The following is an 18,774-nucleotide window of genomic DNA, read 5'->3' on the forward strand; positions in this document are numbered from 1 at the left end:
TTGCGAATGAAACGGTTGAAGGCGATAGTGCGGGGGAGAGTTTAGTTTGGAATGGGAATTTCATGTTTTTAGCCTCATAGGTACAATCGCATTCGCTGTAAGTGGAGCTATCGTTGCAATGGAAGAGGAATACGATATTTTAGGTGTGTTTGTATTAGGATTAGTTACTGCATTTGGCGGCGGAATTATTCGTAATTTGCTCATCGGCGTACCGGTCACGACGTTGTGGAATCAAGGGTTATTTCTCAAGACCGCAGGGGTTGCCATCCTTATCGTATTCATCCTTCCAATTGATTGGATTCATCATTGGAAAAAAGGAGAGGCATTCTTCGATGCGATTGGCCTTGCGGCATTCGCCATTCAAGGAGCTTCATTCGCCGTTAAAGCAAATCTACCGTTAAGTGCCGTCATGGTTGCCGCAATGCTCACCGGAATTGGTGGAGGAATGATTCGGGATATTATGGCCGGACGAAAGCCGCTCGTTCTTCGTGATGAGATCTATGCAATGTGGGCCATAGCGGCTGGGTTCGTAATGGGTATAATGAACATTAATATGCCTTGGGAGCTATTCACATTGTTCCTATTAATCGTCGTGTTCAGAATGTTATCCGTATTTTACAAATGGAAGCTACCGCGTCGCAAAATACATATCGCGGGTGGTCAGAACCAATCAGGAGGTCAGTCATGAGTTATTCCGTATTGTTTGTCTGTCTAGGAAATATATGTCGCTCGCCAATGGCGGAGGCAGTGTTTCGTGATTTGGTTAAAAGTGAAGGGATGGAGAGCATAATTACCGTCGACTCGGCGGGTACAGGAGATTGGCATCTCGGTCATCCTCCTCATGAGGGTACGCGTAAGCTTCTGGATCAGAATTCGATTTCCTACGATGGTATGAAAGCTAGACAGCTTCAGGATACAGATGGAGGGAGCTTTGATCTCATCGTAGCTATGGATACAAAAAATGAACGTGATATTCAAGAACGTTTAGGGCATTCGACTCGCTCCAAGGTCGTTCGTTTTCTTTCTTTTCTACCAGAGAAAGGAATAGACGATGTTCCTGACCCTTACTACACGGGCAATTTCGATGAAGTGTACGAGATGGTTAAGGACGGCTGCATGAAAATATTAAAACAGATCAAAACGGAACTATAGCTATGGGAGAAGTTGTTGAAAGCTCGGACGATACTCCTACAGCTTCGTTCCCCTTATCGTTTAAGCAGCTTAGATTCGTTACTCAGGATGAGCTTACTCGGCGCATGGAGTCGATTAAAGTGTTGAAGGAAGACACCACTGAGCTGTATCGGATTATTAAGGACACGGAAATGGGCGAGCATTATTTGCATTATGCCGTTTTTCATCTTCATGTCGCAGGCGGTGGGGTCGAGGAGGAATATCATCATTTACTCCCCTTGGAGCATGATGACGTTATTGCGCTGGCGCTTGACTCTCCAATATTTGAGTACCCTCAGCAATGGGACCGTCCATATTTGCGCAATGGTCCGCAGGGTGGGTTTGTTTGGTATGATCCTGAGGGTTTGTCTGAAGAGGAAACTTACGCGGAGACGGAAGCATATATCCGTGCGCAGCTAATCGCCTTTCACAAGCAGTCGGATCAAGGGGAAGATGAGGTAAAACGATTGTTTGACAAGATGGATGAGCAGTTGCCTCCCAGAAAGAATGACGATTAAGGATATTAAGGGCTGTCGTGAGAAATGTTATACGACAACCCTTAATATTTATGGGTTAAAGAAATGATTTTGGGCCTAGGAATGCGGCTAGCGCTCCAGGTATCTCATTTTGCCAAAAACCCCATTTATGCTCTCCGTCTTTTTCCAAGTAATGAACAGCGGCTCCTTTATCCTCCAATAGCTTAAATGCACTTCGATTCAAAGCCACGAAATCGAACGTCCCTCGATCTGTTGCGAACTCATTTTCCTGAAGTCCGACCAGCATCCAAATTCTCATTTTGTCTAAAGAAGAGGCTTGTTCAATCTGCTCGACATAACAATCATAAAATGCGCCAGAAAGAGATAGGATTCGGTTAAACAGGCTAGGATAGGTGAGGGCGAGTGACAATGACACGGCTCCTCCTAAGGAGTCACCGGCTAGAAGCCTTTGTTCAGGAACATCACGCACGGGATAATGGGATTCCACCCAAGGAATTAATTCATCTGCGAAAAATTGGGTATATAAACGATAGCGAGCCCCATCAGGTGTATATTCCGAAGTGCGAAGACTTTTGTCCACCTCAACTCCGACAATAATAAATGGCTCCCAATCCTCCTCAAGAATAAGTCTCTGAGTATGGGTCGCAATTCGTCCGAAGTTGAAAAAATCTTCGCCATCCTGACAATAAACGACAGGGTAACTGATCCATTGCTGAAAACCAGGTGGCAAATAGACTCGAATTGTGCGGCTTCCTTCAGGTAAAATATGACTTGGAACTTCATGCTTATGAATCGTTCGTTTAAATAGTGGGTTGTCGCTCATGTGTGACAAACCTCCTTGACAAGTATGGGAAAACTCAAGCTTGGGCAAACCAATTGAATGCGATTAAAGGTGAATTGTATTAAGCTGTTATACAAATTATATAACACTGTTATACAAACATGAATTAGAAAGAAGCTAGATAATTAAAGGAAATTTCGAGTTTTTCTTTGACCAAACCATACAAACAGGGATATAATAATAATATAACAGAAAGCCCTCTTCCACAATTAAAGATGAGGTGAACCTTATGAGTAAAGTATCCACTGAAGCTCCGGTAATCAAATCCGGCACAAAAAATTCGCACGAAGTTTGGTCAGAAGATGTCACACCATTGCAAGTGTTGTCATTAGAAGGCGATGTCGTCAATCCTGAACGTATGCCTAAGCTGTCTGACGATCAACTGAAAGAAATTATGTATCGCATGGTTTTCACGCGTACATGGGATGATCGGGCAATTAATTTAGGTCGTCAAGGCCGTCTAGGCTTCTATGCTCCTGTATCCGGACAAGAAGCGACAATGGTTGGAAGCGAGTATGCATTGGTGAAGGAAGATTTCATTTGCCCTGGCTACCGCGATATGCCACAGCTAGTCTGGCATGGACTTCCGCTTTATCAAGCTTTCCTGTATTCGCGTGGTCACCAGCATGGGGGTCAAATCCCAGAAGACGTTAACGTCTTGATGCCACAAATTATTATCGGCGCGCAAGTGCTGCATGCAACAGGTATCGCTATGGCCTTTAAGCTTAAAGGCGAGAAACGCGTTGCGATTACTTATACAGGTGATGGCGGTTCTTCCGAAGGTGATTTCTACGAAGGCATGAACTTCGCAGGCGCATTCAAGTTGCCAGTTGTTTATTTTGTACAAAATAACGGCTATGCGATTACAACTCCATTCGCTAAACAAACGGCTGCCCAATCGATCGCTCACAAAGCGCTTGCTGCAGGTATTCGTGGTCAACAAATTGACGGCATGGATGTACTGGCGGTTATTTCAGCAGTTCAAGAAGCAGCAGAAATCGGCCGTAACGGCGGTGGCGCTACTCTAATTGAGGCATTGACTTATCGTTATCGTCCACATTCCATGGCAGATGATACTTCGAAATATCGGACTAAAGAAGAAGAGCAAGAGTGGAGCTTGAGGGATCCACTTGTGCGCTTTGGTAAGTTCCTGGAGAAGAAGGGCCTATGGACGGAAGAAGATACTGCTCGTGTTAAAGAAGAAGCGAAAAATACGGTGAACGAGCATATCAAGAAAGCGGAGCAAACGGAGAAAATGACCGTTGCAGGTTTGATCGATTCGATGTTCGAAACGACACCAGCGCATCTTGAAGAGCAAAAAGCCGATTTCCAATAATAAATTTGCTGATTAAAATAGAGACGACCTGCGGTGATGTTCCAACATCTTCCGCAGTAGATCGCTCTTAGACGGGAGAGTTTAACAGCATGGCTCAAATGAATATGAAAGAAGCGATTCGCGACGCAATGCGCGTTGAGCTGAAACGCGACCCTAACGTAGTCCTCTTTGGAGAAGACGTGGGTAATGTGGGTGGAGTGTTCCGTGTATCGGAAGGCTTGCAAAAGGAATTCGGTGAGTCTCGTGTATTCGATACACCGCTTGCTGAATCCGCAATTGGCGGATTGGCTGTTGGTCTTGGAACGCAAGGCTTTCGTCCAATTGCTGAAATTCAGTTCGTAGGCTTTATCTATGAAGCGTTGGATCAAATGTTCATCCAAGCAGCGCGCTTACGTTACCGTTCCGGCGGACGTTACCACGCACCAATTGTATTTCGTACTCCTTTCGGCGGCGGTGTTAAAGCTGCAGAATTGCATACAGATTCCCTTGAGGGCTTGGCTATCCAAACTCCGGGAATTAAAGTTGTTATTCCTTCTAACCCATACGATGCTAAAGGTCTAATGATCTCAGCTATTCGCGATAATGATCCTGTATTTTTCATGGAGCATTTGAACTTATACCATGCATTCCGTGATGAAGTACCAGAAGAGGATTACACAGTTCCCATCGGTAAAGCTAAAGTTGTTCGTGAAGGTAAAGATATTACCATTCTTTCTTATGGCCTAATGGTGCATACTTCCATGAAAGCTGCAGAAGAATTGGAGAAGAACGGTATTTCTGCTGAAGTAATCGATCTTCGTACACTTATGCCGCTTGATATCGATACAATCGTGGCTTCCATTCAGAAAACAAACCGTGCTATGGTTGTGCAGGAAGCTCAGAAAACTTCTGGAGCAGCTGCAGAAATTATTGCACAAATTAACGAAAAAGCTATCTTGCACTTGGAAGCACCCGTGCTTCGTTGCGCAGGACCTGATACCGTGTATCCGTTCGCGCAAGTCGAGGATGCCTGGTTGCCTAGTATCGCTCGTATCGTGAAAACAGCAAATCAGGTTCTTCAGTTCTAATTGAGGAGGTCTCCATGTGACGAGATTCGAATATCGGTTCCCGGAGCTAGGCGAAGGCTTGCATGAAGGCGAAATCGTCAAAATGCATATTACGCCTGGTCAGATGATTACAGACGAAGATATTATTATGGAAGTTCAGAACGATAAAGCAATCGTAGAAGTGCCATGTCCAGTTAACGGTAAAGTCGTTGAAGTGCGTGCCAAAGACGGACAGGTTATGCATATTGGCGAAGTTGTTGCGATCATCGAGGCAGAAGGCGATGTACCAGATCAAGAGCCTTCAGTTGAAGATCAAGCACAAGCTGTTGGCGGAGCTAGCGGCAACAGTGCGGTTGGTGGCGCGGATACAAAAGGTGAGCCAGCTCAACAGCCGGCGACTGAAGCAGCTGCACCAGCGGCAGCAGTTGAAGCGAAGCCTGCATCCGGAGCTTTAGTCTTGGCAACGCCAAGCGTTCGCAAGCTTGCTCGCGAAAAAGGCGTAGTGATTGCTGAAGTATCGGGCAGTGGTAAAAACGGTCGCATTACTCGCGATGATGTTCTAGGTTTTGCAACCGGTGGAGCACCAAAAGCGGCAGCGGCAGTTGAAGCGAGTACTGAAGCTCCAGCAGCTACAGCTGCTAGTGCAGCAGCGCCGAAAGCTACTGTAAGTGGACCAGGCGTTGAAGAGCGAGTTCCATTCAAAGGAATCCGTAAAGCAATTGCTAATGCCATGGTTAAATCCGTGTATACAGCTCCTCATGTCACTTTAATGGATGAAGTGGACGTTACAGGTCTTGTTGCGCTTCGCACAAGAGCTAAGCCTGTAGCAGAGAAGAAGGGCGTCAAGCTTACTTATTTGCCATTCATCGTTAAGGCTCTCGTTGCAGCGTGTCGCGAATTCCCGGCGCTTAATGCTACGATTGATGAAGTTGCTAATGAGATCGTCTATAAGAAATACTACAATATAGGTATCGCTACGGACACGGATAACGGCTTGATCGTTCCTGTCATTCACGATGCGGATCGCAAGAATGTTTGGTCCGTCGCCAATGAAATCCGCGACCTTGCAATCCGTGGACGCGATGGTAAATTGGCTCCGAACGAAATGAGAGGCAGCACGATTTCAATTACGAATATCGGCTCCGCTGGTGGTATGTTCTTCACGCCAGTCATTAATTTCCCTGAGGTTGCTATCCTCGGTACGGGTCGCATAACGGAGAAAGCCGTTGTTAAGAACGGCGAGATCGTTATCGCTCCTGTAATGGCTCTATCCCTAAGCTTTGACCACCGTATTATCGATGGTGCAACTGCACAGAACTTCTTAAATTACATTAAACAGCTGCTCAGTGATCCTGAACTGCTAGTTATGGAGGTGTAATCCATGGTCGTAGGAGACGCTTCTCTAGACATCGACTTGCTCGTCGTTGGTGCCGGTCCTGGTGGTTACGTAGCCGCAATTCGTGCTGCACAATTAGGTCAGAAAGTTATTATCGCGGACAAAGCTAAATTTGGTGGGGTCTGCTTGAACGTAGGTTGTATTCCTTCAAAAGCGTTGATTAATGCCGCTCACCATTTCGAGTCGATGCAGCATGCATCCGATTTTGGATTGTCAGCGGAAAACGTAAGCGTGGATTTTGGTAAAGTTCAGGAGTACAAATCATCCGTCGTTAACAAAATGACAGGTGGAGTGGAAATGCTACTGAAAGCAAACAAGGTTCAAATGTTCAATGGTGAAGTTATGTTCATCAATGAAAACGAAGCTCGTTTGTTCAATGACCAAGAAGCGCCACGTTACCGTTTCAAGAACTGTATTATCGCGACGGGCTCCCGTCCTATCGAGCTTAAGCCTTTCCCATTCGGCGGACGTATTCTGTCCTCCACCGAAGCGTTATCTCTGCCTGAATTGCCGAAGAGCCTAATCGTTATCGGTGGTGGATATATTGGAATCGAGCTTGGTCAAATGTACGCGAAATTTGGAACGAAAGTAACTGTACTTGAAGGTGCAGATACAGTTCTTCCAGGCTTCGATAAAGACATGAGCCAGCTTGTTGTGAAGAAGCTTAAGAAATCTAACGTAGATATCGTTAACGGCGCACTTGCTAAGGGTGCTGAGCAAACGGATAAAGACGTTACGGTTACTTATGAGGTGGGTGGAGAGCAAAAGTCGGTTACAGCTGATTACTTGCTCGTTACTGTAGGTCGTCGTCCGAATACGGATGGTGAGCTTGGCCTTGATCTGATCGGCGTTAAAGTTGGCGAGCGTGGCTTGATCGAAGTTGATGATCAATGCCGCACAAACATCAAGCATATTTTCGCGATTGGTGATATCGTACCGGGTGCTGCACTTGCACACAAAGCTTCTTACGAAGCGAAGGTCGCTGCTGAAGCGATTGCCGGATTGCCATCCAAAGTTGATTATAAATGTATTCCAGCTGTTGCTTTCTCTGATCCTGAATGCGCAAGCGTTGGGTATACTGAGAAGGAAGCGAAGGAAAAAGGCTATAATGTGAAGTCCAGCAAGTTCCCGTTCGGCGGTAATGGTCGTGCGGTAACGTTGAACGGCTCTGACGGCTTCCTGAAGCTCATTCACGACGTGGACAATGGTCTTGTGCTTGGTGCACAAATCGCCGGCGTAGAAGCGTCTAACATGATCGCTGAGATCGGTCTTGCAATCGAGATGGGCGCTACGATCGAAGATATCGCTCTTACGATCCATGCTCATCCGACATTAGCGGAAATTACGATGGACGCTGCTGAACTAGCCATGGGTCATCCGATCCACACTTTAGCTCCTAAATCATAATTTTTCAACAAATAAACCTTTATGAGGACTTCACGACATTTCGTTGTGATTGACCTTCATAAAGGTTTATTTTCCTTTAGCGACCGTCCGACTGTACGATTTCATCTGAATAGAGCTCTGTCAGTTCAAAGGTATGAACGTGCAGAATATATTGTTCTAAAGTGTTAACCGCAATTGGTGGATAAAGGAGAGAGCCCTAAATGAATGAAGAAACAAGGCCGGTGAGTCGATCCCGTTCGATTATGACAGAGCTAGTTTTTCCTACAGACACGAATCATCATGGGACGATGTTCGGTGGAACACTGATGAAATATATCGACAAAATCAGTGCAATAGCAGCCATGCGCCACTGTAGTAAGCCTGTTGTTACGGCATCATCGGATAGTCTCGATTTTCTGTCACCCATACGGATGGGGGAGGCGGTGGAGCTTGAGGCATTCGTTACCTCAACGCATCGTAGCTCCATGGAAGTGTATGTCGTTGTCCGAGCAGAGAATTTGTTTACAGGCGAGCGTAGAGTGACTTGTACCGCATTCTCTACCTTTGTCGCTGTTGACGAGAAGGGTAAACCTGTAGCCGTTCCCCCCGTGAAACCGGAAAATGAAGCGGAGCAAAAATTGTTCGATAGTGCCCCAGAACGTTACGAGTTTCGTAAGAAGCGCCGAGCGGAGAGGTATTCCTCCACAGACTGACGACTGACAAGCGGGGGAGTACATGTTACAATTAACAACAAAATCTTACGTCGAGGTGTATTCTCCTTGCGCAATTATCTAGACTTACTTCAAGAGGTACTTAATAACGGAGCAGTGAAAGAAGATCGAACAGGGACAGGGACGTTATCTGTGTTCGGCAGACAGCTTCGATTTGACTTATCAGAAGGTTTCCCACTTGTGACAACGAAACGGATTCATCTCAAATCGGTCGTGCATGAGCTGCTATGGTTTCTGAGAGGTGATACCAATATTCACTATTTGAAAGAGAATGGCGTTCGAATCTGGGACGAATGGGCAGATGAGAACGGGGATCTAGGACCCGTATACGGCTCTCAGTGGCGTGCTTGGGAGACGCCGGATGGCCGTACGATCGATCAGATTCAGCAGGTGGTTGATGGGATTAAAAATAACCCAGACTCCCGCAGACATCTTGTGAGCGCGTGGAACGTCTCTGTTATAGATCAAATGAAGCTGCCGCCCTGTCATTTCGTCTTTCAATTTTACGTGGCACAAGGGAAATTATCTTGCATGTTAACGATGCGTTCCGTGGATACGTTCCTCGGACTTCCGTTTAACATCGCTTCTTACGCCCTATTAACTCATATGATTGCACAGCAATGCGGTCTTGAGGTTGGGGAATTTATTTGGTCTGGAGGGGATGTTCATATTTACAGCAACCACCTAGAGCAAGTGAAGGAGCAACTGACTAGAGATCCGTTGCCACTCCCTAAACTTAATATTTTGCGTAAGCCTGATTCGATATTTGATTATACATTCGAAGATTTCGAATTTGCCAATTATGAGTACCATCCAGCTATTAAAGCTCCAGTAGCCGTGTGAGCAAGGGCTTTCCCGCTGACCCGACTATTCGATCGAAAGGAAAATGACAATGACTGTAACCTTTATAGCTGCTGTCGCCTCTAATGGAGTCATCGGCTTGGATAATAAATTGCCTTGGCGACTACCTGCTGATATGAAATATTTTGCGAAGCATACGACCGGAAAGCCCGTTCTTATGGGTCGCAAAACGTATGAATCATTGGGACGCCCGTTGAAGGATCGGACTAATATTATTTTGTCGCGAACTCTTGAGGAAGCCCCAGAGGGCTGTCAATTAGTCCATTCCATCTCCGAAGCCATATCCCAATATGGGGATGAGGAGTTAATGGTCATTGGTGGTGCTGACATCTATGCACAAATGCTAGAGGTGGCGGATCGCTTGCAATTAACAGAGATCGGACAGCCGTTCGAGGGAGATACTTATTTTCCCGACTTTGATCGGAAGGAATGGAATTTAGTATCGCGAGACGAGGGTGTTCTAGACGACAAAAACCTACTTCCACATGCATTTTGCGTATATGAACGCTCAACTATGAAATAGTACAAACAATATTACGGATAATCCATTCTGACTGGCGTGTGCTTTTGATAGGATATTTTATCATCGACTATAAAATGTTGAATAAGTGCACTATCGAAGATACAGACAGACGGAGGAGAAGAAGATGTCGACACCTACGGGGTTTATGGAATATAAACGGGAGCTGCATAGCGACCGTGATCCGTTGGAACGCATCAAGGACTGGAATGAATTCCACCGGATGCTCTCTGAGGAGCAGCTTCGCACGCAAGGCGCACGCTGCATGGATTGTGGTACACCATTTTGTCATACAGGGATTGAGATTGGTGGGAGCGTATCCGGCTGCCCAGTAAACAACTTGATACCTGAGTGGAATAACCTGATTTATCGTGGGCTCTGGAGAGAAGCTTATGATCGGCTTAGCAAAACGAATAATTTCCCTGAGTTCACAGGACGTGTCTGTCCAGCGCCATGCGAAGGCTCTTGTACAGTGGGACTTATCGGCGAACCTGTAACGATTAAGTCCATAGAGCAAGCGATCATTGACCGTGCATTCGAGGAAGGTTGGGTTGTACCGCAACCTCCTAAAGTTCGTACAGGTAAGAAAGTCGCAGTCGTGGGCTCCGGACCTGCTGGGCTAGCCGCTGCGGCGCAGTTAAACAAAGCGGGACATTCGGTTACCGTGTTCGAGAGAGCAGATCGTCTCGGAGGCCTCCTAACCTATGGTATTCCTTCGATGAAGCTGGAGAAGGATATCGTTCAACGCCGTGTGGATATTCTTGCAGCTGAGGGCGTGCAGTTCATCGTAAATACGGAAATCGGCAAACATATTTCCTCGAATGATTTACTTGAGCAGTACGATTCCGTTGTGCTCTGTGGCGGTGCTACAAAGCCTCGTCCGATTGGCAATGTAGAAGGTCATGAGCTTAAAGGCATCTACCAAGCTATGGATTACTTGAACAGCACAATCAAGAGCTACTTGGATAATGGGCTTCAGCTCCCAGATGGCACTTATATATCCGGACATAAGAAGCATGTCATCGTCATCGGCGGTGGAGATACAGGAACTGACTGCGTGGCAACTGCAGTTCGTCATGGCTGTGAGAGTGTGACACAATTCGGTACGCATGCTAAGGCACCGCTAGAGCGTGACTCAAGCAATAATCCTTGGCCAGAATATCCGAACGTCTATACGCTTGATTACGCGCATGAGGAAGCGAGAGCGTTGTACGGAGAAGATCCACGTGCTTTCTCTGTCTTAACGAAGAAATTCGTTGGGGATGAGCAGGGTAACGTCAAGGAGCTTCACACAGTACAAATTCGTCGTTACGTGGACGAGCAAGGTCGCAAAATCTATGAAGAAATTCCAGGAACAGAGAAAGTATGGCCTGCGGATCTTGTACTTGTTGCTGTTGGCTTCGAAGGACCGGAACGCACGATCATCGATCAATTGGGTCTGGATACAGATCGCCGTACGAATGTTAAAGCTCGTTATGGCAAATATACAACCAACGTGGATAAGGTATTCGCGGCTGGAGATATGAGACGTGGTCAAAGCTTAATCGTTTGGGCGATTAATGAAGGTCGGGAAGCCGCTCGTGAAGTCGATAAATTCCTTATGGGGAGCACATTGCTACCTTAACGGATATGGTTTAATGTAGAAGAGGTCGTTCCGCTTGACTGGGAACGGCCTCTTTTTTGAACGAATAGAATACTTATAACCTAGGATAAGGGGAGTATTGAAGTGATCCGTTACAGTAACGAACAATGGGACGAGCTCAAATTTAAGAGCTTTCAATATGAAGTAGAGAAACGAGATCATCAGTGGGTGGATGTCACCTTGACCGTGGAGACGGAGGAAGACACCCCGCTGCCGCTAGAGCTGAATGATTTCAAAATTATGGCGATTTGTACGCATCAAGGACATCCGCTACAACTGGTTACCCTCGACGAAGACTGTGATAGCGAATACCAACTGACTGAATGGGAGAAGGATCAAATAAATGAATTTATTCGTTCCAAACCCGTTCAACAAGCGATTATTAACGCAGCATTAACAGTCGAATAAGCAGGCATTCTTTCGTTAAATCTCGCTCCAGCACGCATCATGTCTACAAATAGTTCGTTGGACAGGGCTTCCCCCAAATCTTTCCTCTATGATAAACTATGAATGTGTATATTTGGGAATGGGGAGGCGAAGTCATGGAAAGCGTAGCACTGCTGTCACCGACAGATGTGAATACGATCCGTCGTTATGTGCATACGAAATATGCGCCGCTTCCGGGCAATCGTCGTGCAGAGATCGTCGCTGACGCGATACGCCGCACTCTACAAACGAGGCTACCCAATATCCCGACTGAAATGAAAAATCAGATTGTCGATCAGTTAATCACTCGCTGTTTGGTAAGTGAACGTAGAGATATTAAGTCAGATGATGTGCTCGATGTATGCGCCGAGCTCGATTATGATGATGAGCAGCTCCGGGATCAGCTCATGCAGCCGATTCTGAGCTGGATGAATGAGCGTTCACCAGGCAGATGGAGTGCCGAGCAGATCGCTTCCCGCTTGAATAGGGGAAAGATTGACTCATTAGCAGTGATTCAGCAAATCGCAGGGAATGTTGAACTGGAAAAGCATCGTTGGGGTATCCATCGCTTGGGATGGGGAGTTAGGCAGTTGCTGCGCAATCGGTATTGGACTGCTGCTACTCTTGGTATTTTAACGGTAGTTATCGTTAGTGCTGTTGGGGTAGCTGTGTTCCTTAACCAGCCAGCAGTAAAGCAGCCAGTTATCGCTGTCACGCCGATCGCGATCGTTCAAGCACCGCAACAGTTGCCTGATATCGGAATGCCAGAGCATTTGAAATATGCGGATATCGATGTTGCCGCTCTTAAAACATACTTAAAGAGTCGAGATTCCTTACTTGTAGAAGAGCCATATTTTGGAGCCATAGTAGACACGGCTCGTGAATACGATATTAATCCTTTGTTGTTATTCGCAATTACGGGTCAGGAGCAAGGCTTTGTACCGAAGAAGGGCAAAGATGCTAAGACCATAGCGAACAATCCGTTTAACGTAGGTCATAGTTGGATGGACTACAATACCGATATTCACAACTCCGTAGGTATTGCTTCAAGATTGATTGTTAAGCTAGCGAAGAGTCGTCCGGAAGGGCATGACCCTTTCAGTTGGTTTAACAAAACTTACGCCGAGGATCCGTTATGGTCCGATGGGGTTAGGAAAATTTTCAATAAGTTAAATAGTTTACCCCCAGTACCTTGAAAAATAGGAGCTGCCTCCGAAGGTTTAGATCAACCTTCTAGAGACAGCTCCTATTTTTTAACCCAATACGTTCATCTTTCCTTCATTCAAGTACTCTAGGATGGCAGGAGGGACTTGGGGGAGCTCTGTAAGCGTCAATAAGGCTCCGCTAGGCTTGGCGTCAATCGGAATGACGTTATAGGTCCATTCGGTTTCCTGCTTCAAATAAACAGCATTGATCCCACAATGAAGAGCGGGGAGAACATCCGTTCTCACGGAGTTGCCGATCATCCATGTGTTTGCTCGATCAAAGCTACCCTCGGATAAGATTTGCTCCAAGGCATCCGTGTTTTTGTGTTGTCTAACGTAGATTCGATTTTGGAAATAACGCTCAAGCTTCATGCTCTCTATTTTGCGGTTTTGAATGAGTGTGTCTCCCCCAGTGTAGAGGTGGAGCTCATGGCCACGGCTTGCTAGGGAATCTAAAGTTTCCTCCATCATCGGATAAGGCTCGATATCAAGCTCGTAGACGCTAATCCCAAGCTTCCAAAGGGAATCCTCCTCCAGCTTGGAACCTTTTCGTCCAGTTAAGTTCTGAAAATATCGGTAAGTGTCTATTAATGATTCTGGGAAATGCTCGCTCTTGAAGCCAAGGATTTGTACACCGGCAATATCAATCTCGGTTTGTTTCGCCGTAATCGTATCACGAGCAATGCCATAAGGACCAAACCAAGTTGTCATCTCGTCCGCAAATTGATCGAGGATGAAATGAAAATACTTATTGCAATAGACTAATGTATCATCTAGGTCAAACATGATTTTTTGGCTCATTGGGGTTGCTGTTCTCCTAACTCTGTTGCGAAGTCCGACTCCAATCAGATTATCCTGAGATCGGTCATAATGTGTCGGCAGCATCGTTTCTTTTTTGTGTTCTTTATTATTATGGCGTTAGAAAAAGGGTTTGTAAATGAGAGGAAATAGGAACACTACAAAGAAACCCTTCGATTGTCGAAGGGCTGGGGGGTGAAAACATATGGCAAAAAAGAATAGTCAGAAGATGGGCGAGCAAGGTGCCAACTCCAGAGCCAGAAATAGAGAAGAAGATGTTCAAATTAATAAGATGAAACAGTATCCGCCAAGTTTGAATGGGATCAATAAAAATCTACCCTAATAAAACGTAGAAGCGGATTGCCTTCTCATCAGCGTCTGCCTTACGCATATTTAAGTATTTTCTCTGCAAGGTTGCGCTTAATGAAACGCATGCGTTGTCGAACATAGAAGTCGTAGCTGCCCCCGCTTAACTCGCGGGGGTTCATTGTATCCCCTGTGTCGTTATCAATGATGACGAGCTTCCCGTCGCTGTAGAATTTGAAAGTTAAGTCTCGAGACGGCCTGGGTCCTCTAGGAGGTTCCAGGTAACGGAGATGTTCACAGTTCACCATCCATTATCCCACCTATAGAAACATAATATAGAACGTTTGTTCTTGTTTTAATTATACCAAACACTTGTTCGTATGGCAAGTGTTAACATTATGCCTTAAACTAGATTTATATTGGATTGAAGGGATAGATCAGCTATGATCGTAATTTCGGGGTTAACTCGCAAAATTCCCGAGGGGAAAACTATACTAGATCACGTGAACACTCGCTTAGAGCCAGGCACCTTTATTGCTGTTGTTGGTTCAAGTGGAAGTGGTAAATCCGCACTCTTAAAGGCATTGGCTCTAAAGGAAGTTTGGACTTCTGGTGAATATAGGGTGGATGGCAAGGACTTAATGGAAGCTGGTTTTCTTGCTAAAATGCGCTTTCGCAGGCAGGTTGCTTTCTTGGAACAGAAGCCATTATTATTTGAGAAAAAAACCGCGCTCAAGAATGTACTCATAGGTGCTGCTGAACAGACACCTCTGTGGCGCAGAATAACGGGCTCAGTGCGCAGCGATGATCATATGGGTGCAATGGACATGCTAGAGCACGTTGGACTGATGGAAAGAGCACAGCAGTCTGTGGAGAAGATGAGTGGAGGCGAGCGCCAACGTATCGCGATCGCTCGCGCTTTAGTTCATGGAGCTAGGCTTGTGCTCGCGGACGAACCGGTATCTGGATTAGATCCGCACTCTTCGGAAGAAATGATGAGAACGCTTAAGAAGCTTTGCCACGAGAAAGGGACGACAATCGTAGCCGCATTACACCGCGTTGAATTAGCCGAGAAATTTGCGGATGAAATTTGGGGCATGCAGGACGGGCGACTGGTCGTCAATATTAGAGGTAGAAGATTAACGGCTTCTGAGAAGCTTCGTTTGACCTAGACCCTGATCGAAGGAAAATCTGACGCCACAACCAGTCGTTTAGCTTAATTGATGAGCGACTGAGATGACGTCAGTTTCTTTTCGCCGTAATTACGAGGTCGGATCTGCCTTACTTGCAGAATTTGAATCATTGGCCAGATCGTGCAGGGAAGTTATTTTGCCATGCGGCTGCGGGTTGTGCTTCCGGTTTTTCCATGCGCTCTCTCTACGTCGTTTGGAAGTCGGCATAGTGTTCCACCTTTCGAACAGCGATGTGTTACATGCCTTATCGTGGCGTTTGTCGTCAGACCTTATACATAAGTTTCGAAGAATGCTGTGAAGGAGTATTGAGAAGATGGGTGAACTCGTAACAATACCCAAATACCCGTTACTATCCTTGAATATTGGTAAGGTCCAGATAGGTACATATAAAGGCAAAGAAGCGAAATCAGGTATTGATAAAAATAGTGTTGAGCACGTGGTAGCGGTGTCTGAGCTAGGTTTTACGGGTGACGAGCAAGCTGATCTTGTGAATCATGGTGGCGTTGACAAGGCGATATGCGTATATAACTTTGATTACTATCCCCACTGGGAAGCCGTTCTTAATCGTACCCTGCCCTATGGGACCTTCGGTGAAAACTTCACTGTTGCGCGTATGAGCGAAAAGGATGTACATGTTGGCGATATTTTCCACGTGGGTTCTGCTGTCGTTCAAATCAGTCAGCCACGTCAGCCGTGCTGGAAGCTCGCGATGCGCTGGGGATTGGATGATCTCCCGCTGCTCGTAACGGAGAGTGGGGAGACGGGGTTCTATTTCCGTGTCCTTCAGAACGGTGAAGTGAAGACAGGGGACGAATTGAGGCTACAGCAATTTCACCCAGCCGGAATATCTGTTGCGGAAGCAAACCGGGTCATGCATAAAGATAAAAATGATCTCGAAGGAATCCGTCGGGTCCTCGCGGTAGATGCCTTGTCCGCTAGCTGGGTGAAGACATTTACGAGTAGATTGGAAAGGCTTCAGGCAGAACAATAGAAAGTGCTATTTGGTTTGGCAGCCGTCTGTCCTGAACGAAGAGGATACCGTCAAAGGTGGGATCGACCGATCTATTTACATTGGAACCTACGGATGCTAAAGTGGTCTTAGTTATGATTTGGAAGGGGAATTCAACTGTATGCCAGCTATCTTGTAATTGGAGTTTCCGAAGATGTATGAAAAACCTGTTCAGATTAACGGGATTTTTGTGCCCTTTTGACCCATTACAAGTACTTTAGCGAGAATTGAATTTACTTGCGGAGTGCCTATTTGGGGCACTCCGCTTCTTTTTATTTAAATAACAGCTTTCGAGGAGCGAATAATAGATGAGCAGATCCCATCGTTTTGACACGAATGAATTAACCCTTAGACCATTTACTAAAGAAGATGCTTCAGCTTTGTTTGAACTGACACGACAGACAGAAATAACAGATATCCTTCCAGACTGGAATATGACCGAGCAACAATTAGATGATTTTCTCGACTTTGTTATTTCATCTTATGAAACCTTCAATCCAGGTGATGTGAGAATACTACTAGCTATGGAACATAGAGAGGATAAGCAGTTAATCGGATGGTGCGGTGTGTTTCCTAACGATATGTTAAATGAAGCTGATAGAGAAGTCGCCTATGCTCTTTCTAAGGATTACAGAAACCAAGGATTTGCAACGGAAGCGGTAATAGGTATGGTTTCTCATATATTAAATCACTCATTGCTTGAGCAAATCGTTGCCATTGTTAAGCCATTCAATAAAGCATCAATTAGAGTGATCGAGAAGGCAGGTTTTAAGAAGCTAAGGCGCATTACGTTATCTGACAAAGCGGATTATGATTACTTTACTTTAGTGAGAAACCCTATCAAACCAGTCAGCTTGGCAGAAATTGACCCCTATTTAGACCTAATGGCAGAGGTGGAGCACACCCAATTAGACAGAAGGAACCCGAGTCATGAGCGTTGGTTGCGTAATCGAATTCGTAGTTACTATGACAGAGGCGCAGAGATTTTTGTTTATCATGATTCGCAAAATGAGGAACGATTTGGGATCATTGCGATTTTGCACGAAGAAGCACCAGAAGGGATTGATGCGTTAGGCGCTAGAGCAGAGGTCCTTCATATTGGTGTTAGTATGGCGGCTAGACGACATGGAGTCGGTTCTATCCTACTCAAGTATGCAGAGGACTTCGCGAAGGTAAGGGGAGTTTATTGCTTGTTCATGATGACATACGCAGAGGATTATGATGTTATCGCTTTCTATGGGAAGAATGGCTTTATCCCTGTCGCTACGCTTCCGGATGTATATGGGCCAAGCTTTGAAGGAAATGTTTTTCTGCGTAAAATCATTCGTTAAAAACGATTAAAAATGAATAAAGCGATATGCGGCGGTTATCCGTTCGGATATCGCTTTATTTGTCTAGAGGAAAGATACCTCACAAAGCTAGACAACTAGAGTCAATCCATGATCAATTTGAACATACAATAGGTGTAGGGAGGCGATAGAATGTGAACACTGCACAGCGTTTGGGGTATGGAAAAGAGGAAAAGTTAATAATCATAAATGCCGACGATTATGGGCTTTGTGAAAGTGTGAATGAGACAGTCGCTGAGCTGCTATCGGACAAGGCGATTAGCTCTACCACCATCATGATGAACTGTCCTTGGTCTGCGGATGCGGCAGCACGAATTGTAAATACCATTCCTGACGCGGATGTCGGTGTTCATTGGACATTAACGAGTGAATGGCCTAAATATAAATGGGGTCCGCTATGTAGAGGGAAATCAACTCTTTCACTGACCCATGCAGATGGATGGTTCCCGGAAACGATTGTTGAAGTAGAGAGGAAAGCCGACCCAGATGAGGTTCGTTATGAATTGATCGCCCAGACGGAAGCCGCACTTCATGCAGGCTTATCCTTAACGCACGCAGACAATCATATGGGGAGCTTATACGGATTTCATTCGGGGAGGGATTTGCTTCCGATTGTATTCGATATTTGCGCACGATATGGATTGCCATTCCGCCTGCCTCGCAAGTTAATGCCAGTAGGGGGCAGAATGATTCCAACTGAACTGGAACAACGTGCGAAGATCAGAGTCCGTCAAGCGGATGATCGTGGGATTATTTTGCCCGACTACGTTATAGGACCGGAATTCGATCTGAATGCTGGTGGAACGTATGAGGATGTGAAAATGGAAGGTGTTGAGCTGTTACGAAATTTACTTACGGGAGTTACAGAATGGATTTCACATCCTTCGCGGCTAACGGATGAACTATGTTCCTTCCACGGTCATCCTGAGAAACGGGCGATGGAGCTGCGCTTCTGGAAAGATCCAGATGTAAAAAACGTATTAGCGGATGAACAGATCAGATTAATAGGGTGGAAAGAACTACAAAAACTGCAATCGAGCTTATCCCTATGAGAAAGATAAC

Annotated in this window: 21 protein-coding genes; 18 read left to right on the plus strand and 3 right to left on the minus strand. The window is 45.8% G+C overall.

The genetic code is table 11. From position 1 onward, the window contains the following. Window positions 1–46 precede the first annotated feature (46 nt). Genes M1K58_RS04630 through M1K58_RS04640 form a run of 3 tightly spaced genes read left to right on the plus strand, consistent with a single transcriptional unit; the run spans window position 47 to window position 1,688 of the window. Complete coding sequence (locus M1K58_RS04630; protein WP_256757486.1) at window positions 47–688, plus strand: trimeric intracellular cation channel family protein; 642 nt, start codon at window positions 47–49, stop codon at window positions 686–688. Next, entirely contained in the window at window positions 685–1,152 is a 468-nt protein-coding gene (locus M1K58_RS04635) for a low molecular weight protein-tyrosine-phosphatase (RefSeq protein WP_256757487.1), read from the plus strand. The genes M1K58_RS04630 and M1K58_RS04635 overlap by 4 nt, the downstream gene beginning before the upstream one ends. Before the next feature lie 2 nt (window positions 1,153–1,154). After that, complete coding sequence (locus M1K58_RS04640) at window positions 1,155–1,688, plus strand: hypothetical protein (RefSeq protein ID WP_256757488.1); 534 nt, start codon at window positions 1,155–1,157, stop codon at window positions 1,686–1,688. A 55-nt stretch (window positions 1,689–1,743) separates the two neighbouring features. Here M1K58_RS04640 and M1K58_RS04645 read toward each other — a convergent pair whose 3' ends face one another. After that, complete coding sequence (locus M1K58_RS04645) at window positions 1,744–2,490, minus strand: alpha/beta hydrolase (protein ID WP_256757489.1); 747 nt, start codon at window positions 2,488–2,490, stop codon at window positions 1,744–1,746. A gap of 247 nt (window positions 2,491–2,737) precedes the next feature. Between M1K58_RS04645 and pdhA the strand changes: the two genes are divergently transcribed. The 10 genes from pdhA to M1K58_RS04695 all read left to right on the plus strand — a co-directional run bounded on the left by pdhA (window position 2,738) and on the right by M1K58_RS04695 (window position 13,048). After that, on the plus strand, window positions 2,738–3,844 hold the full coding sequence (pdhA, locus tag M1K58_RS04650) for a pyruvate dehydrogenase (acetyl-transferring) E1 component subunit alpha (RefSeq protein WP_256757490.1): 1,107 nt from the start codon (window positions 2,738–2,740) through the stop codon (window positions 3,842–3,844). 89 nt (window positions 3,845–3,933) lie between these two features. Further along, entirely contained in the window at window positions 3,934–4,911 is a 978-nt protein-coding gene (locus M1K58_RS04655) for an alpha-ketoacid dehydrogenase subunit beta (protein WP_256757491.1), read from the plus strand. 16 nt (window positions 4,912–4,927) lie between these two features. Beyond that, window positions 4,928–6,268, plus strand: a complete 1,341-nt coding sequence (locus M1K58_RS04660; protein ID WP_256757492.1) for a dihydrolipoamide acetyltransferase family protein — start codon at window positions 4,928–4,930, stop codon at window positions 6,266–6,268. A gap of 3 nt (window positions 6,269–6,271) precedes the next feature. Next, window positions 6,272–7,693 (plus strand): dihydrolipoyl dehydrogenase, encoded by a 1,422-nt coding sequence (lpdA, locus tag M1K58_RS04665; protein WP_256757493.1) that lies wholly within the window; start codon window positions 6,272–6,274, stop codon window positions 7,691–7,693. A gap of 200 nt (window positions 7,694–7,893) precedes the next feature. After that, on the plus strand, window positions 7,894–8,385 hold the full coding sequence (locus tag M1K58_RS04670) for an acyl-CoA thioesterase (RefSeq protein ID WP_256757494.1): 492 nt from the start codon (window positions 7,894–7,896) through the stop codon (window positions 8,383–8,385). Between the two features lie 66 nt (window positions 8,386–8,451). Continuing rightward, window positions 8,452–9,246 (plus strand): thymidylate synthase, encoded by a 795-nt coding sequence (gene thyA, locus M1K58_RS04675; RefSeq protein WP_256757495.1) that lies wholly within the window; start codon window positions 8,452–8,454, stop codon window positions 9,244–9,246. 49 nt (window positions 9,247–9,295) lie between these two features. After that, complete coding sequence (locus M1K58_RS04680) at window positions 9,296–9,787, plus strand: dihydrofolate reductase (RefSeq protein WP_256757496.1); 492 nt, start codon at window positions 9,296–9,298, stop codon at window positions 9,785–9,787. A 124-nt stretch (window positions 9,788–9,911) separates the two neighbouring features. Continuing rightward, window positions 9,912–11,408 (plus strand): glutamate synthase subunit beta, encoded by a 1,497-nt coding sequence (locus tag M1K58_RS04685; RefSeq protein WP_256757497.1) that lies wholly within the window; start codon window positions 9,912–9,914, stop codon window positions 11,406–11,408. A 102-nt stretch (window positions 11,409–11,510) separates the two neighbouring features. Further along, window positions 11,511–11,834, plus strand: coding sequence for a hypothetical protein (locus M1K58_RS04690; protein ID WP_256757498.1), 324 nt, complete (start codon window positions 11,511–11,513; stop codon window positions 11,832–11,834). A gap of 134 nt (window positions 11,835–11,968) precedes the next feature. Then, a complete protein-coding gene (locus M1K58_RS04695; protein WP_256757499.1) occupies window positions 11,969–13,048 on the plus strand; it encodes a hypothetical protein in 1,080 nt (359 codons plus the stop codon). Window positions 13,049–13,105: 57 nt separating this feature from the next. On the opposite strand, the gene M1K58_RS04700 is transcribed toward M1K58_RS04695, so the two are convergent. After that, window positions 13,106–13,858: an HAD family hydrolase gene (locus M1K58_RS04700; RefSeq protein WP_256757500.1), complete on the minus strand. Its 753-nt coding sequence runs from the start codon at window positions 13,856–13,858 to the stop codon at window positions 13,106–13,108. Between the two features lie 202 nt (window positions 13,859–14,060). Here M1K58_RS04700 and M1K58_RS04705 point away from each other — a divergent pair, with 202 nt between their 5' ends. Together M1K58_RS04705 and M1K58_RS04710 are read left to right on the plus strand one after the other, a co-directional pair. Beyond that, the gene (locus M1K58_RS04705) at window positions 14,061–14,198 is read left to right on the plus strand and encodes a hypothetical protein (RefSeq protein ID WP_256757501.1); all 138 of its coding nucleotides are present in this window, start codon (window positions 14,061–14,063) and stop codon (window positions 14,196–14,198) included. A gap of 406 nt (window positions 14,199–14,604) precedes the next feature. After that, the gene (locus M1K58_RS04710) at window positions 14,605–15,333 is read left to right on the plus strand and encodes a phosphonate ABC transporter ATP-binding protein (protein ID WP_256757502.1); all 729 of its coding nucleotides are present in this window, start codon (window positions 14,605–14,607) and stop codon (window positions 15,331–15,333) included. 90 nt (window positions 15,334–15,423) lie between these two features. Here the strand turns inward: M1K58_RS04710 and M1K58_RS04715 are convergent, their stop codons facing one another. Continuing rightward, window positions 15,424–15,561 carry a DUF6254 family protein gene (locus M1K58_RS04715; RefSeq protein WP_256757503.1) on the minus strand — a complete coding sequence of 46 codons (138 nt, stop codon included), beginning with the start codon at window positions 15,559–15,561 and terminating at the stop codon, window positions 15,424–15,426. 106 nt (window positions 15,562–15,667) lie between these two features. Between M1K58_RS04715 and M1K58_RS04720 the strand changes: the two genes are divergently transcribed. The 3 genes from M1K58_RS04720 to M1K58_RS04730 all read left to right on the plus strand — a co-directional run bounded on the left by M1K58_RS04720 (window position 15,668) and on the right by M1K58_RS04730 (window position 18,764). Next, window positions 15,668–16,345, plus strand: coding sequence for an MOSC domain-containing protein (locus M1K58_RS04720; RefSeq protein WP_256757504.1), 678 nt, complete (start codon window positions 15,668–15,670; stop codon window positions 16,343–16,345). A gap of 326 nt (window positions 16,346–16,671) precedes the next feature. Beyond that, window positions 16,672–17,694, plus strand: coding sequence for a GNAT family N-acetyltransferase (locus tag M1K58_RS04725; RefSeq protein WP_256757505.1), 1,023 nt, complete (start codon window positions 16,672–16,674; stop codon window positions 17,692–17,694). Window positions 17,695–17,846: 152 nt separating this feature from the next. Then, window positions 17,847–18,764 (plus strand): polysaccharide deacetylase family protein, encoded by a 918-nt coding sequence (locus M1K58_RS04730; protein ID WP_256757506.1) that lies wholly within the window; start codon window positions 17,847–17,849, stop codon window positions 18,762–18,764. The last annotated feature ends 10 nt before the right edge of the window (window positions 18,765–18,774 follow it).

The sequence above is a fragment of the Cohnella sp. WQ 127256 genome, assembly GCF_024519285.1.
In the GTDB taxonomy this organism is placed as follows: Bacteria; Bacillota; Bacilli; order Paenibacillales; family Paenibacillaceae; genus Cohnella.